At 71.7% G+C, this 15,669-nt stretch carries 14 protein-coding genes; 3 read left to right on the top strand and 11 right to left on the bottom strand.

The genetic code is table 11. The features are described 5' to 3' along the window. Positions 1 to 6: 6 nt before the first annotated feature. The 4 genes from alaS to JOD95_RS01065 form a co-directional block, all read right to left on the bottom strand. Entirely contained in the window at positions 7 to 2,664 is a 2,658-nt protein-coding gene (alaS, locus tag JOD95_RS01080; RefSeq protein ID WP_209682437.1) for an alanine--tRNA ligase, read from the bottom strand. A gap of 56 nt (positions 2,665 to 2,720) precedes the next feature. Beyond that, the gene (locus JOD95_RS01075) at positions 2,721 to 2,903 is read right to left on the bottom strand and encodes a hypothetical protein (protein WP_066654557.1); all 183 of its coding nucleotides are present in this window, start codon (positions 2,901 to 2,903) and stop codon (positions 2,721 to 2,723) included. Between the two features lie 136 nt (positions 2,904 to 3,039). Next, a complete protein-coding gene (gene rpsD / locus JOD95_RS01070; protein ID WP_066654559.1) occupies positions 3,040 to 3,669 on the bottom strand; it encodes a 30S ribosomal protein S4 in 630 nt (209 codons plus the stop codon). A 236-nt stretch (positions 3,670 to 3,905) separates the two neighbouring features. Next, entirely contained in the window at positions 3,906 to 5,318 is a 1,413-nt protein-coding gene (locus JOD95_RS01065; protein ID WP_209683326.1) for a replication-associated recombination protein A, read from the bottom strand. Positions 5,319 to 5,447: 129 nt separating this feature from the next. Here JOD95_RS01065 and JOD95_RS01060 point away from each other — a divergent pair, with 129 nt between their 5' ends. Beyond that, a complete protein-coding gene (locus tag JOD95_RS01060; protein ID WP_209682435.1) occupies positions 5,448 to 6,260 on the top strand; it encodes a peptidylprolyl isomerase in 813 nt (270 codons plus the stop codon). A 149-nt stretch (positions 6,261 to 6,409) separates the two neighbouring features. Beyond that, complete coding sequence (locus tag JOD95_RS01055) at positions 6,410 to 7,642, top strand: DUF349 domain-containing protein (protein WP_200884092.1); 1,233 nt, start codon at positions 6,410 to 6,412, stop codon at positions 7,640 to 7,642. Positions 7,643 to 7,883: 241 nt separating this feature from the next. On the opposite strand, the gene JOD95_RS01050 is transcribed toward JOD95_RS01055, so the two are convergent. The 5 genes from JOD95_RS01050 to JOD95_RS01030 form a co-directional block, all read right to left on the bottom strand. Then, entirely contained in the window at positions 7,884 to 8,846 is a 963-nt protein-coding gene (locus JOD95_RS01050) for a bifunctional riboflavin kinase/FAD synthetase (RefSeq protein ID WP_209682432.1), read from the bottom strand. Between the two features lie 8 nt (positions 8,847 to 8,854). Beyond that, the gene (locus JOD95_RS01045; protein WP_066654565.1) at positions 8,855 to 9,295 is read right to left on the bottom strand and encodes a hypothetical protein; all 441 of its coding nucleotides are present in this window, start codon (positions 9,293 to 9,295) and stop codon (positions 8,855 to 8,857) included. A gap of 65 nt (positions 9,296 to 9,360) precedes the next feature. Further along, a complete protein-coding gene (locus JOD95_RS01040) occupies positions 9,361 to 9,726 on the bottom strand; it encodes a hypothetical protein (RefSeq protein WP_209682430.1) in 366 nt (121 codons plus the stop codon). Continuing rightward, positions 9,723 to 10,685 (bottom strand): tRNA pseudouridine(55) synthase TruB, encoded by a 963-nt coding sequence (gene truB / locus JOD95_RS01035; RefSeq protein WP_209682427.1) that lies wholly within the window; start codon positions 10,683 to 10,685, stop codon positions 9,723 to 9,725. The genes JOD95_RS01040 and truB overlap by 4 nt, the downstream gene beginning before the upstream one ends. 48 nt (positions 10,686 to 10,733) lie before the next feature. Beyond that, positions 10,734 to 11,180 (bottom strand): hypothetical protein, encoded by a 447-nt coding sequence (locus JOD95_RS01030; RefSeq protein WP_144411305.1) that lies wholly within the window; start codon positions 11,178 to 11,180, stop codon positions 10,734 to 10,736. Positions 11,181 to 11,232: 52 nt separating this feature from the next. Here JOD95_RS01030 and JOD95_RS01025 point away from each other — a divergent pair, with 52 nt between their 5' ends. Beyond that, the gene (locus JOD95_RS01025; RefSeq protein ID WP_374109580.1) at positions 11,233 to 12,132 is read left to right on the top strand and encodes an A/G-specific adenine glycosylase; all 900 of its coding nucleotides are present in this window, start codon (positions 11,233 to 11,235) and stop codon (positions 12,130 to 12,132) included. 108 nt (positions 12,133 to 12,240) lie between these two features. Here JOD95_RS01025 and rbfA read toward each other — a convergent pair whose 3' ends face one another. Together rbfA and infB are read right to left on the bottom strand one after the other, a co-directional pair. After that, entirely contained in the window at positions 12,241 to 12,690 is a 450-nt protein-coding gene (gene rbfA, locus JOD95_RS01020; protein WP_209682424.1) for a 30S ribosome-binding factor RbfA, read from the bottom strand. 89 nt (positions 12,691 to 12,779) lie between these two features. Next, positions 12,780 to 15,641 carry a translation initiation factor IF-2 gene (infB, locus tag JOD95_RS01015; protein WP_066654580.1) on the bottom strand — a complete coding sequence of 954 codons (2,862 nt, stop codon included), beginning with the start codon at positions 15,639 to 15,641 and terminating at the stop codon, positions 12,780 to 12,782. Positions 15,642 to 15,669: the final 28 nt, after the last annotated feature.

Genomic DNA, 15,669 nt, shown 5'->3' with positions numbered 1-15,669 from the left:
GCACGATCAGCCCGCCAGTCGTGCGGTCACGGCGCGCAGCGCCGCGGGCAGCGCCGCCGCATCGGTGCCACCGCCCTGGGCGAGGTCGGGCTTGCCGCCGCCACCGCCGCCGAGGACACCGGCTGCCTCCTTGGCGAGGGGACCCGCCTGCATGCCGGCCGACCGCGCCGCGTCGTTCGTCGCGACGATCACCACGGGCTTGCCGCTGATCACGGCACCGAGCACCACGACCGCGGCACCGTCCCCGAGCTGACCGCGCACGCCCGTCGCGAGGGCACGCAGGTCGTCCCCGGACTGCAGGCCGTCGACCGTCTCGGCGACCACGGTGACCGCGCCGACCGTCTCGGCCCGGCGTGCGATCGACGGCACCCGCTGCTGCAGGTTGGCGGACTCGAACTCGGCGATCCGCTTCTGGGCGGTGCGCAGGTCCTCCATCAGGCCCTGCACGCGGGTCGGCAGGTCCTCACGGGGAGCCTTCAGCGCACTCGAGAGCTGCGACACGATCGTCCGCTCGACGGCCAGGTCGCGGAAGCCCTCGAGTCCGACGAGGGCCTCGACGCGACGGTTGGTCGAGCCGACGCTCGACTCCCCGACCAGGTTGACGAGGCCGACCTGCGCGCTGGAGGCGACGTGGGTGCCACCGCAGAGCTCGCGCGACCACGGACCACCGATGTCGACCATGCGGACCTCGGCGCCGTACTTCTCGCCGAACAGCGCCTGCGCACCGAGCGCCTTGGCCTCGTCGAGCGGCAGCACGCGCGTCTGCACCGCGAGGTCCGAGCGGATCGCCGCGTTCACGACCTCCTCGATCTCCGAGCGGGTGGCACCGGAGACCGGCTGCGACCAGGAGAAGTCGAGGCGCATGTAGCCCGACTTGTTGTACGAGCCGGCCTGCAGGGCCTCCGGTCCGAGCACGTCGCGCAGCGCCGCGTTGACCAGGTGCGTCGCCGAGTGCGCCTGGGTCGCGCCGCGGCGGTACTCGCCGTCGACGACCGTCGTGGCGGCGTCACCGACGCCGACCTCGCCGGAGCGGACCTGCACGGTGTGGCTCCAGAGCCCGGCGACCGGGCGCTGCACGTCGAGCACCTCGAGGTCGAAGCCGTTGCCGACGATCGACCCCTGGTCGGCGTCCTGACCGCCGGACTCGGCGTACAGGGACGTCTCCCCGAGGATCACCTCGGCGATGTCACCGGCGACGGCGCGGTCGACGCTGACGCCGCCCACGATGATGCCGAGCACGGCGGACTCGGCCTCGAGCGCGTCGTAGCCCAGGAAGACCGTCTCGCCCTTCGCGCGGAAGGCGCTGTAGACACTGAGGTCGGCGAGGGCGGTCTTCTTGCTCTTCGCATCGGCCTTGGCGCGGGCACGCTGCTCCGACATCAGGGTCTCGAACGCCCCGCGGTCGACCCGGACGCCGGCCTCGTCCGCCATCTCCATCGTCAGGTCGATCGGGAAGCCGAACGTGTCGTGGAGGAGGAACGCGGTGTCGCCGCCGATCGAGGGGGCACCGTCCTGCTTCGCGCGCTCGACCGCGACGTCGAGGATCGTGGTGCCCTGCGCCAGCGTGCGGAGGAACGTCTCCTCCTCCGCGTAGGCGATCCGGGCGATCCGGTCGTAGTCACCGGCGACCTCCGGGTAGGCCTCGCGCATGGCGTCGCGCGACGCCGGGAAGAGCTGCGGGAAGGTCGCACCCTCGACGCCGAGCAGGCGCATGGCGCGCACCGTGCGGCGGAGCAGACGGCGGAGGATGTACCCGCGGCCCTCGTTCGACGGGGTGACGCCGTCCGCGATGAGCATGAGCGACGACCGGACGTGGTCGGCGATGACCCGCATCCGGACGTCGTCCTCGTGCACGGCGCCGTACTGACGGCCCGAGATCGCTGCGGCGCGGTCCAGCACCGGACGCACCTGGTCGATCTCGTACATGTTGTCGACGCCCTGCTTGATGAAGGCGACGCGCTCGAGCCCCATGCCCGTGTCGATGTTCTTGTTCGGCAGTTCGCCGGTGATCGTGAAGTCGTACTTCGACCGGACGTCGGCGATCTGGTACTGCATGAACACCAGGTTCCAGATCTCGACGTAGCGGTCGTCGTCGGTCGCCGGGCCGCCGTCGATGCCGTACTCCGGGCCGCGGTCGAAGAAGATCTCGGAGCACGGGCCGGCGGGTCCGGGCTGCCCGGTCGACCAGTAGTTGGTGTCCTTGCCGAGGCGCTGGATCCGGTCGTCCGGCAGCGACGAGTGCTGCTTCCAGAAGGCGATCGCCTCGTCGTCGTCCTCGTAGACCGTGACCCACAGGTCGTCGGCCGAGAACCCGAGGCCGCCGTCCGACTCCGGCGTCGTCAGGAACTGCCAGGCGTACTGGATCGCCTGCTCCTTGAAGTAGTCCCCGAAGGAGAAGTTGCCGTTCATCTGGAAGAACGTGCCGTGCCGAGGGGTCTTGCCGACCTCCTCGATGTCGTTGGTCCGGATGCACTTCTGCACGCTCGTCGCGCGCGGGTACGGTGCGGGGACCAACCCGGTCAGGTACGGGATGAACGGGACCATGCCGGCGACCGTGAAGAGCAGCGACGGGTCGTCCGAGACGAGCGACGCGGACGGGACGACGGTGTGTCCGCGGTCGCCGAAGAACTGGAGCCAACGGCGGCGGATCTCTGCGGTCTGCATGGTGCTTCCTGATTCAGGTCGGCGGAGGGTGCGTGGGAGCTGGGGCGCGGTGACGCTCAGGCGTCGGTGCGGAGTTCGGCCTCGCGGGAGCGGTACCCGTCGGCGACGGCGTCGGTGAACGCCTTCGTCCTGGCGTTCACGTCCGCGAAGAGGCGGGCGCCGCCGGGTGTGTTCGCGATCCGGTGCGCGGCGGCGAAGCCGATGACGACGCCGACGGCGACGAAGAACAGCTGCTTCACGGTGCCTCTCCCTCTCCCTCTCGCGCACGCGAGCGGTGCGTGCCCGAACGAGTGTAGTGGCGTGGGACGGCCGGGACGCCGAACGGCGGGCCGTCCTCCTGAGAGGACGACCCGCCGTTCGGGCGTGATCCGTGGATCAGCGAGCTGCGTAGTACTCGACGACGAGCTGCACTTCACAGGTCACGGGGACCTCGGCGCGCTTCGGGCGACGGACCAGGCGGGCCTGGAGCTTCTCGATCTCGACCTCGAGGTAGCCCGGGACCTTCGGCAGGACCTCGAGGTGACCACCGGCAGCGGCGACCTGGAGGGGCTCGAGGGACTCGGAGCGCTGCTTGACGTGGATCATCTGGCCCTCCTTCACACGGAAGGAGGGACGGTCGACGAGCTTGCCGTCGACCAGGATGTGACGGTGCACGATCAGCTGGCGCGCCTGCGCGGTGGTGCGGGCGAAGCCGGCACGCAGCACGAGGGCGTCGAGGCGCTGCTCGAGGAGCTCGACCAGGTTCTCACCGGTCAGGCCCTTCGTCTTGCGGGCCTCTTCGAAGACGATGCGGAGCTGCTTCTCGCGGATGCCGTACTGGGCGCGCAGACGCTGCTTCTCACGGAGGCGGACGGCGTAGTCGCTGTCCGCACGACGGCGGGTACGGCCGTGCTCACCGGGGCCGTAGGGGCGCTTCTCGAGGTAGCGGGCCGCCTTCGGCGTCAGCGGGATGCCGAGCGCGCGCGAGAGGCGGGTCTTGCTGCGGGTGCGTGACTTGGTAGACACAGGGTCCTTTTCTCTGTCTGAACTGAATGACTCGCCGGACACGGCACGCACTCGTGCGCGCGGTCCCGGCGACGGGATCCAGAGGGATGAGCCTGTGGGATCGGACGGCTACAGTCCGAACCTCTGTCCCCGTCCCGCCGGAGCGGGACTCTGTCCTCGGCGCAGCCGCACGCGAGGACCAGGACGTAGGCCCGTCAACGATAGCAGCATCGAGAGGCCCGGAGAAGCACCGGGCGTCACTCGCCGCGGGTGATCTTCCGGAGTCGCTCGAGCCGGGGCCCGACCTCACGCTCGTACCCGTTGCCGGTCGGCGTGTAGTACTCCGTGCCCTCGAGGGCGTCGGGCAGGTACTGCTGCCGGGCGACCCCGTGCTCGGCGTCGTGCGAGTAGACGTAGCCCTTGCCGTGCCCGAGCCGCTTCGCGCCGGGGTAGTGCGCGTCGCGCAGGTGCGCCGGGACGACGCCCATCCGCCCGGCCTTGACGTCCGCCACCGCCGCGTTCACGCCGTTGTAGGACGCGTTCGACTTCGGGGCCGTCGCCAGGTAGACCACGGCCTCGGCCAGCGGGATGCGCCCCTCGGGCATCCCGATGAGCTGCACCGCCTGCGCGGCCGCGACGGCGATCGGCAGGGCCTGCGGGTCCGCCATGCCGATGTCCTCGGACGCCGAGATGATGATGCGCCGTGCGATGAACCGCGGATCCTCGCCGGCCTCGATCATCCGTGCGAGGTAGTGCAGCGCGGCGTCGACGTCGCTCCCCCGGACCGACTTGATGAATGCGCTGATGACGTCGTAGTGCTCGTCGCCCTGTCGGTCGTACCGCAGCAGGGCACGGTCCACCGCGGCGGCCACCGTGTCGGCGTCGACCAGCGGCACCCTCTCGACGTCGTCGAGGGCGACGTCGAGGGCGACGTCGTCGCGCGGTTCGTCCTCGTCGTCGTCCGCATCGCCGGTGCGCGCCGCGATCGCGGAGGACGCGGCGGCCTCGAGCGCGGTGAGGGCCCGACGCGCGTCGCCGGATGACAGCCGGACGATCGCCGAACGAGCGTCGTCCCCGAGGACGACCGAGCCGCCCAGGCCCCTCGGGTCCTCGACTGCCCGGTCCACGAGCATGCCGAGGTCCTCGTCCGTGAGCGGCTTGAGGGTGAGCAACAGGGAACGGGAGAGCAGCGGGGAGATCACGGAGAACGAGGGGTTCTCGGTCGTCGCGGCGATGAGGATGACCCACCCGTTCTCGACACCGGGCAGCAGCGCGTCCTGCTGGGCCTTGCTGAAGCGGTGGATCTCGTCGAGGAACAGCACGGTGGTCGAGCCGTACAGGTCGCGGTGCGTGAGGGCCTTCTCCATGACCTCGCGCACGTCCTTCACGCCGGCCGTCACGGCCGAGAGCTCCACGAACTCGCGACCGGACTGCCGCGCGATCGCCTGTGCCAGGGTCGTCTTGCCGGTGCCGGGCGGACCCCAGAGGATCACCGACACCCCGCCGGGGTTCTCACGCGTCCCGGTGGCGAGCTGCACCAGCGGACTGCCCCGCCCGAGCAGGTGCTGCTGCCCCGCGACCTCGTCCAGGCTCGTCGGACGCATCCGCACCGCCAGCGGGACGGACCCCTGAGCCAACCCGGCGCGACCACCCGTCGTGGGCGCGCGCATGCCCGATCGATCCGCTGCCATGCTCCGATGGTAGGCCGGACCGCCGACGTGCTGCGTGCCTCCAGGCCGGGCGTCCCCCGCGGTCCGCTACGCTCGTCGGCACAGTCGACGAGAGGTCCGATCAGCACCGTGGCACCGAAGAACCAGGCGCGCGACAACCGCGAGGCGCGTGAGCGGCTCCGTCTGTACCAGGCCCGACAGGGCCTGCACGACCGGCAGCGACGCCGGAGGGTGCGGGACAACGTCGTCGGCGCGGGTGTGCTCGTGCTCGTGGCGGCGCTCGCCACCGGGTCGCAGCTCGCCTTCGCAGGATCGCGGGCCGGCGATGCACCGGACGCGAGCGCGAGTGCCACGTCCACCCCGACCCCGTCGGCGAGTGCGACGGCCGGCAACACCGGGAAGGTGCCGAGCAAGGGCATCGCGGACGGGGCGACCTGGACCGGCACGCTGACGCTGAACAAGGACGTCGAGCTCGGCATCGAGCTCGACGGCGCGGCCGCTCCGCAGGCGGCGAGCGTGGAGATCGACCTCATCCGGAAGCAGTTCTACGAGGGCACCACCTGCCACCGGTTGGCCGACAGCGCCGACTTCCGGTTCCTGCAGTGCGGCTCGGCGAACGGGGACGGCACGGGTGACGCCGGGTTCCAGTACGGCCCGCTCGAGAACGTCCCGAGCGACGGCCGCTACGCCGAGGGCACGCTGGCGATCGCGCGCGGCGCGTCGCCGTACTCGCAGTCCACGCAGTTCTTCATCGTCTACGGCGACACGACGCTCGACGCGTCGACGGGCGGCTACACCGTGGTCGGCAAGGTCACGAGCGGGCTCGGCGACCTGGAGCGCGAGATCACCTCGAAGGGCATCGCGTCGGCGGGGTCCGACGGCACCGGCGAGCCGGAGGTCGCCACGACGATCACCGGCGCGACCATCCGGAAGGACGGCTGACCGGACCGGGTCGCCGCGGACCCGGGTCCGCGGTCGTCCACAGCCCGCACGTCCCACTGGCCCCCGCGCCCCTCCGGTGCAATAGGCTGACGACCTGACCGTGCCGACGGGGACGTCGGTGATGCACGACCACGATCGAGGCGAGACCTGTGGGACCTGACGAAGCAACGACCTGGGGCCGGGTCGACGAGAACGGGACGGTGTACGTCCGGTACGACGACAGCGAGAAGGCTGTCGGCGAGTACCCGGACGCCACCCCGGACGAGGCCCTCGCGTACTTCGCGCGCAAGTACGCCGACCTCGAGGGGCAGGTGAAGATCGCCGAGCAGCGCGTCCAGCGTGGCGCCTCGGCGAACGACGTCGCCCGGACCGTCGAGCACCTGCGCACGCAGGTCGCCGAGGCCCGGGTCGTCGGCGACCTGAAGTCGCTCGAGAACCGTGTCGCGAGCCTGTCGGAGCAGGTGGGGTCGCTCACCAAGGAGCAGCAGGCGCAGGCGCAGCAGGCGCTCACGGACGCGCTCGCGTACCGCGCGTCCCTGGTCGAGGAGGCCGAGTCGCTCGCCGCCGTCGACCCGGCCCGCGCGCAGTGGAAGCAGATCACCGCGCAGCTCGACGACGTCTTCGCCCGCTGGCAGCAGCACCAGCACGACGGTCCGCGCCTGCCGAAGAACGACGCGAACGACCTCTGGAAGCGCTTCCGTGCCGCCCGCTCGACGGTCGACCAGCACCGCCGTGCCTTCTACTCGGAGCTCGACGCGCAGCACCGCGACGCGCGGAACCGCAAGCAGGAGCTCGTGCAGCAGGCCGAGGCGCTCGCGACCCGCGGGACGGACGGCATCCCGGCCTACCGCGAGCTGCTCGACGACTGGAAGCGGGCCGGGCGCGCCGGCAAGCGCCACGACGACGCACTCTGGGCACGGTTCAAGGCAGCCGGCGACGTGCTGTTCGAGCAGCGCCACGCCGAGGCCGCCGTCGAGAACGAGGAGTTCAGCGCGAACCTCGTCGCGAAGCAGGCCCTGCTGACCGAGGCCGAGCCGCTGCTGCAGCAGACCGACCGCGTCGCCGCACGCCGGACCCTGACGGACATCCAGCGCCGGTGGGACGAGATCGGCAAGGTCCCCCGCGGCGACGTCCGCCGGATCGAGGACCGCCTGCGCGCGGTCGAGGACCACGTCCGGAGCCTCGAGGACGAGCACTGGAAGGCCTCGGACCCGGAGCGCAAGGCGCGACAGTCCGGCCTCGCCAGTCAGCTCGAGGACGCCATCGGCAAGCTCCAGGCCGAGCTCGAGGCCGCACAGGCCTCCGGTGACGCCCGCAAGATCACGGCGGCGCAAGAGGCCCTCGACGCCCGCAAGATCTGGCTCGACGCCCTCGGGAGCTGATCAGCACCGCGCAGGACGCCCCGTGACCGTTGATCGGTCGCGGGGCGTCCTGCGTGGCAGCGTGCTGCGTGCTGCGTGCTGCGTGGCCGAGTCTCGGGCTGAACGACGGTGCTCGTGCTCGGACGCGCGAGACGTGTCGCTCAGGCCGAGACTCGCCCTCGGTTGGCCGAGACTCGCCCCTGGCCGGCCGAGACTCGCGCGGGGCTGGCCGAGACCCGCGCGGGGCGCGCCGAGCCCGGCGTCAGACCGGCGCGGGCAGTCCGAGCAACAGCCGGATGTCGAGGTCGTCCTGCCGCATCTGGGCCGCGAGCTCGTCCATCGACGAGAACGCGACCATGCCGCGGACGAACGACACGAACAGCACCGAGATGGTGTCCCCGTACAGGTCGATGTCGACGTCGAGCAGGTGCGCCTCGATCTGCTTCGCCGGGACGCCCTCGAACGTCGGGTTGTTGCCGACGGACACCGCCGCCGGGTACACCGTGCCCTCGTGCAGCACGCGAGCCGCGTAGACGCCGTCGGCCGGGACGAAGCCCTCGCACGCAGGGTCGAGGTTCGCCGTCGGGTACCCCATGGCCCGACCACGCTGGTTCCCGTGCACCACCGTGCTCCGGACCGCGTGCTCGCGCCCGAGCAGACGGGCAGCCTCGGCCACACGTCCGTCACCGAGCAGCTCGCGGATCCAGGTGGACGAGACGCGTCGCTCGTCAGCGGGGCGCACGTCGTCGCGCAGGTCGACGTCGTCGATGAGCTCGACGCGGAAGCCGTGCTGCTCCCCCAGTCGACGCAGGAGCGCGACGTCGCCGGCACCGCGGGCGCCGAACCTGAAGTCGCTGCCGACGAACACGAGCTCGGCGTGCAGGGTGCCGACGAGGATCTCGGAGACGAACGCCTCGGGGGCCTGCGACTGCAGGTCCTGGTCGAAGCGCAGCAGGAGCATGGCGTCGACCCCGATGCCCTCGAGGAGCTCGCGTCGCTGCGGGGTGCTCGTCAGCGCCGGCGGAACCCGTTCGGGGTCGATGACGCTGAGCGGGTGGCGGTCGAAGGTCACCACGGTGGACACCAGCCCGCGCTCACGGGCGGCGCGTTCGAGGTGCGCGATCACCGCCCGGTGTCCGACGTGGACGCCGTCGAACTTGCCGATGGTGACCGCACTCGGTCCGAAGCCCTGCGCCACGTCGGCGACGTCGTCGTAGTACTGCACGTCGATCCCTACTCGCCGACCGTCGCCGACGCGGCAGCGGGTCCGGCGACGGCGGTGCGGTGGTGCTTGCGGAGCCACCAGAGCCCGGCGATCGGGAGCACGAGCGGTGCGAAGAGGTAGCCGAGGCCGTAGTACGACCACACGGTGTCGTCCGGGAAGAGCTGACGGTCGAGGAGCGACAGGGTGCCGACGACCAGCACGCCGGCCATCTCGAACCCGATGGTCACGCAGGCGACGCGGTACCAGGCACGGCCGGGGGCGATGAGCGCGATCATCGCCACGATGTAGACGACGGCGGCGACGGCGCTCAGCGTGTAGGCGAACGGTGCGAAGGAGAACTTCTCGATGATCTGGACGACGCTGCGCCCGGTCGCCGCGAGGGCGAGGATGCCGTACACGGCGATGAGGACGCGGCCGATGCCGGTCGCGAGGGAGGATCTGTTCGCCACGGCGACGAGTCTACCGACGACGGGTGACGCGCGCGGACGAGCGGGCACCGGCGACGACGGCGGGCTCAGTTCAGCGCGAACCAGATCTGGTACATGCGGTAGACCATCACCGCGACGGTGAACGCTCCGGCACCGAGCACGACCGTGCTCCACTTCGTCCGGTCGATCAGGGCCCACAGGATCGCTGCCGGCGGCACGAGCAGCACCGACACGGCGTACACCCCGAACTCGAGCGCGTTGCCCTGCGGCGGACTGCCGACGGCGGGGAGGACGAGCGAGACCACGCCCTGCGCCAGGAGCAGCAGCTCGATGAGGGCGAGGGACCCGACGGTGTAGTCGTTGGGCTTCCAGCCGAGGAACCCGACGACCACGGCGAACAGCCCGGCGACCACGGCCACCGCCAGCTGCACCCACATGAACCACTCGATCACGCGCGCGCTCCGTCCGTCGTCGTCCCGACGGTCGCCGGGGCCGGGAAGTTGGTGATGACCCGCAACCGACCGCGCCGCACCGAGACGAGGCCGACCAGCCGGTCGTCGTCCTGCGCGACCGCAGCGACCGGTCCGTCGTGGTCGGGGTGCTCGACCGCGACCCGCTTGCCGTCCGTGAGGTCCTTCGCCGCGGCTGCGTCGAGCGTGACGACGTCGAACAGTCGACGCGCGACGTCCGCCGGGCGTGCCAGGGCCGCCGCGACGTCGACCGATTCGTCCTCGAGGTCCACCGCGTCCGCGACGGCGAAGGGGCCGACGGCGGTGCGGCGGAGCGCCGTGAGGTGGGCGCCGGTGCCGAGGGCCGCCCCGACGTCACGCGCGAGCGCCCGGACGTAGGTGCCCGAGGAGCAGTCGACCACGACGTCGAGGTCCACGACGGGGACCGCTGCACCGTCGACGGTGACGGTGTGGTCGTCGCGGCCGGTGACCTCGAAGCGGGACACCGTGACGGTGCGGGAGCGCAGCACGACCTCCTCGCCCTTCCGGGCGAGGTCGTAGGCCCGTCGCCCGTCGACCTTGATCGCACTGACCGTCGAGGGCACCTGGTCGATCACCCCGCGCTGCGCGGCGACCGCACGCTCGATGGCGTCGTCGGACACGTCGGCGTCCGTGACCCCGACGGCTGACGTCGGCGTGCCGTCCGCGTCGTCCGAGTCCGTCCCGACGCCCAGTCGGATCGTCGCCGTGTAGGTCTTCCCGAGTCCGACCAGGTGCGTGAGGAGCCGGGTGGACGGTCCGGCGCCGAGCAGCAGCAGACCGGTCGCCATCGGGTCGAGGGTGCCCGCGTGGCCGATCTTCTTCAGGCCGAGGCGCCGACGTGCGATCGACACCACCCGGTGACTGGAGATGCCCTGCGGCTTGTCGACGAGGAGGATGCCGTCAGGCGGGGTAGCGAGCACCGGACGAGGGTACCAGCGACGTGCGTCAGCCCGACCTGCCCGGTGTGGTCAGCAGGCGTCGTTCCACTCGCGACGGGGGTGGTCCGGGTCCGTCACGTCGAGCACGGCCGAGGCGGCGATCTTGACGTCCGCGCGACGCTCGAGGCGGCCGTCCTCCTGCTCCACCCACAGCGACCAGCGCCAGAGCCCCCGCGGACCCGGTGCGAGCAGTCCCTGCCCGTGCACGACGAGCACGCCCTCCCCCGCCCCGGTCGTGCGGAACGGCGTCACGACGTCGGCGCGGAGGACGTCGAGGTCGGCGGACGGCGCAGCGGCAGCCATCGCGGACACCCCCTGCTGCTGGAAGGCCCCGACGAGCGCCGCGGCGACCCGTTCGAGGTCGGTGCCGTCCTGCCCGTCGATGCCGACGACGGTCCGGTTCGTCCCGACCTGCGCGATCACCTCGCTCGCGATCGCGGCCATCGTGTCGGTCTCCTGCGGTGCCCAGCGTGCCATGCACCCACCGTAGGCTGTCGTGGTGAACGCGAGCGGAGCCTCCCGACCGGCTGTGGAGAACCCGACGGACCGGAGCCGTCCCGACATCGCGTCCCCGCTGGTGGCCTGGTTCCGCGCCGAGGCCCGCGACCTGCCGTGGCGGCGGCCGGGGTTCCCCGCCTGGGGCACGCTGGTGAGCGAGATCATGCTGCAGCAGACGCAGGTCGCGCGGGTCGTCCCCCGTCTGGAGGCGTGGCTCACCCGGTGGCCGACGCCTGCGGACCTCGCGGCGTCACCCCCCGGCGACGCGGTCCGCGCGTGGGACCGGCTCGGCTACCCGAGACGGGCGCTCGCACTGCACGCGGCGGCGACCGTGATCGCCGAGCAGCACGACAACGTGGTCCCGCGCGACGTCGACGCGCTCCTCGCCCTGCCCGGCATCGGTGACTACACCGCCCGCGCCGTGGCGGTGTTCGCGTACGGCGACCGGCACCCCGTGGTCGACGTGAACGTCCGCCGTGTGCTCGCGCGTGCGGTCCTCGGCGAGGGCGAGCCCGGACCGGCGAACGCGAAGCGGGACCTGCCGCTCATGGACTCGGTGCTCCCCGAGGACCGCGACACCGCAGCGGCCACGAACGCCGCGGTGATGGAGCTCGGCGCGCTCGTCTGCACCGCCCGTTCCCCCGCGTGCGACGCGTGCCCGATCGCCGACCGGTGTGCCTGGCGGGCTGCCGGGTACCCGGAGCACGACGGGCCACGGGCGCCGAAGCAGGCGCGCTTCGCCGGCAGCGACCGCCAGGTGCGCGGTCTGGTGATGGCCGAGCTGCGGGCCAGCGACGTGCCCGTCACGCGCGACGAGGTCGACCTGGTGTGGCCGGACGCCGAGCAGCGAGCCCGGGCGCTCGCGTCCCTGCTGCGCGACGGACTCGTGACCGGCGACGACGCGTCCGGGTACCGACTGCCCGACGCTTGACGGCCGTCGGGCCCGCCGCCTGACGCCCCCGTCCGCCCCGTGGCCGCCCGTCGCACTACGACGGCCGCCGGACGGGGTGTCCGGCGGCCGTCGTGGTGCTGCGGCAGGTCAGGCGCGCTCGTCGCGCTCCTCGTCCTCGTCCTCGTCGTGCTTGTACGGGTCGGCATCACCGGCGTACTGTGCGCCGGCCGACGCGGCGCGCACCTGCGCGTCACGCTGCTGCGCCTGGACGAGCAGGTCCTCCATGTGCGCCGACGTCTCGGGCAGGGCGTCCGCGATGAACTCCAGCGACGGGGTGAGCCGCGCCGTGATGTTCTTGCCGACCTCGCTGCGGAGCATCCCGGTCGCGGCCTTGAGCGCGGCGGCCGAGTCGGCACGCTCCTCGTCGGTGCCGTAGACCGTGTAGAACACCGACGCGTGCTGCAGGTCGCCCGTCACGCGGACGTCGGTGATCGTGACGAATCCGAGGCGCGGGTCGCGCAGCCCCTTGTCGAGCCGCCGTGCGACGACTTCCTTGATGCGGTCCGCCATCTTGCGAGCGCGCTGCGGATCGGCCATGGGTGCCTCCTGGGGCAGGGAATCTACTGGTGGAACGGGACGGACCCCGCCCCTCCCGAGGGAGGAGCGGGGTCCAGGATAGCCAGGCGTCAGTCGCGCGGCTTCTCGACGAGCTCGGTGGTCTCGATCTCGTCGCCGATCTGGATGTCGTTGTACTTGCCCAGACCGATACCGGCCTCGAAGTCCGTGCGGACCTCGGTGACGTCGTCCTTGAAGCGACGCAGCGACTCGATGGCCAGGCCGTCGGCGAGCACCACACCGTCACGGATGACGCGCGCCTTGGCGTTGCGCGTGATCGTGCCGGAGCGGACGATGACACCGGCGATGTTGCCGAACTTCGAGGAGCGGAACACCTCGCGGATCTCGGCGACACCCGACTGGACCTCTTCGTACTCGGGCTTGAGCATGCCCTTGAGGGACTGCTCGATGTCCTCGAGTGCGTTGTAGATGACCGAGTAGAAGCGCACGTCGATGCCTTCGCGCGCCGCACGCTCGCGGGCCTTGACGTCCGGGCGGACGTTGAAGCCGACGACGATCGCGTTGTCGATCGTGGCCAGGTCGATGTCCGACTCCGTGATCGCACCCACACCGCGGTGCAGGATGCGGAGCTGGACGCTGTCGTCGACCTCGATGTCCAGGAGCGACTGCTCGAGTGCCTCGACGGCACCGGAGACGTCACCCTTGATGATGAGGTTGAGCGAGTCGACCTTGCCCTCCTCGAGAGCACGGGTGAAGTCCTCGAGCGAGATGCGCTTGCGGGCCTTGGCCAGCTGGGCGTTGCGCTCGGCCGCTTCACGCTTCTCGGCGATCTGGCGGGCCGTGCGGTCCTCCTCCGTGACCAGGAAGGTGTCACCGGCGCGCGGCACCGACGACAGACCCTGCACCTGGACCGGACGGCTCGGCGTCGCGGCCTTGACCGCCACACCGTTCTCGTCCGTCATGGCACGGACGCGACCGTAGGCCGTGCCCGCCACGATGGCGTCGCCGACGTGCAGCGTGCCGGACTGGATGAGCACCGTCGCGACGGAACCGCGACCCTTGTCGAGGCGGGCCTCGATCGCGACACCGCGGGCGTCCTTGTCGGGGTTCGCACGCAGGTCGAGACCGGCGTCCGCCGTGAGCAGCACCGCGTCGAGCAGGTCCTGGATGCCGACGTTGTTGCGCGCCGACACGTCGACGAACATGACGTCGCCGCCGTACTCCTCGGCCACCAGGTTGTACTCGGTGAGCTGCTGCCGGACCTTCGCCGGGTTCGCGCCCTCCTTGTCGATCTTGTTCACCGCGACCACGATCGGCACGTTGGCCGACTGCGCGTGGTTCAGCGCCTCGATCGTCTGGGGCATGATGCCGTCGTCCGCCGCGACCACGAGGATCGCGATGTCCGTCACCTGCGCACCACGGGCACGCATGGCGGTGAAGGCCTCGTGACCCGGGGTGTCGATGAACGTGATCGGACGCTCGATGCCCTCGTGCTCGGTGACGATCTGGTACGCACCGATGTGCTGCGTGATGCCGCCGGCCTCGCCCTCGACCACCTTCGAGTTGCGGATGGCGTCGAGGAGTCGGGTCTTGCCGTGGTCGACGTGACCCATGACGGTGACGACCGGGGGACGCTGCTGCAGGACGGAGTCGTCCTCGTCGGCGTACTCGGCGTCGATGTCGATGTCGAAGCCCTCGAGGAGCTCGCGGTCCTCGTCCTCCGGCGACACGATCTGGATCTTGTAGCCGAGCTCCTCGCCGAGGACCTCGAACGTGGCCTCGTCCAGCGACTCGGTCGCCGTGGCCATCTCACCGAGGTGGAACAGCACGGTCACCAGGTTGCCGGGCATGGCGTCGATCTTGTCCGCGAAGTCCGAGATGCTCGCACCGCGACGGAGTCGCACGACCGTGTTGCCGTCGCCACGAGGGACCTGCACACCGCCGAGCGACGGCGCCTGCCGCATCTCGTACTCGGCGCGCTTCGTCCGCTTCGACTTGCGGGCACGGCTCTTGCCGCCACCGCGACCGAACGCACCGGCGGTACCACCACCGGGGCCACGACCGCGGCCACCGCCACCGGCGGGACGCGGACCGCTGAACGCCGGGCGCGGGAAGCCGCCACCGGCACCACCGGCACCACCCGGACGACCACCGGGGCCGCCACGACCGCCGCCCTGGCCCGGGCGCTGCCCGAAGCCGGGGGCACGGTTCGCCTGACCGGGGCCACCCGGTCGCGGTGCGCCCGGACGGGGCACGCCGGGACGCGGCGGGGCCGGACGCGGGATGCCGTTGCCGCCACCGGCACCGCCGGCGGGACGCTGACCCATGCCCTGGTTGGACGAGTACGGGTTGTTGCCGGGACGCGGCGGGCGCGAGCCCATGCCCTGGCTGGACGCGTAGGGGTTGTTGCCCGGGCGTGCGCCGGGCTTCGGACCGCCGGGCTTGGGACCGGCTGCGGAGCCGGGCTTCGGCGCACCGCCCGGCTTGACGGCGTCGCTCTTCGGAGCGCTCGCGTCGTCGCCGGACTGCTCACCCGACGCTGCCTGCTCGGCAGCGGCGGCCTTCTCGGCAGCCGCGGCCTTCTGTGCAGCCTCGGCCTCGGCCTGGCGCTGCGCGACCGACTTCGGCGCGGCGGGCGTCGGGGTCTCGGCGACGGGCGCCTCGACCTCGGGCTCGGCCTTCGGCGCGGGAGCCGGACGCGCCGGACCCGGACGGGGACCGCCGGGCTTCGGGGCGCCGGACCGCGGGGCAGCGGCCTTCGCGGGAGCGCTCGGGCTCGCCGAGGCCGCAGGCTTCGACGCCGTCGAGGCGCCGTCCGCCTGCAGCGCAGCACGGAGCTTGCGCGCGACGGGGGGTTCCACACTGGAGCTGGGGCCCTTGACGAACTCGCCGAGTTCCTTGAGCTTCTCCATTGCGGTCTTGCTGTCGACACCGAGTTCGGATGCGATCTCGTGTACGCGTGGTTTTGCCACTGTTCTCCTTCACGGGTCCCACCCCGCG

The sequence above is a fragment of the Curtobacterium sp. 1310 genome (assembly GCF_017834105.1).
In the GTDB taxonomy this organism is placed as follows: Bacteria; Actinomycetota; Actinomycetes; order Actinomycetales; family Microbacteriaceae; genus Curtobacterium.
Note: the sequence above shows the minus strand (reverse complement) of the source record. Positions and strands in the feature narration are given on the sequence as shown.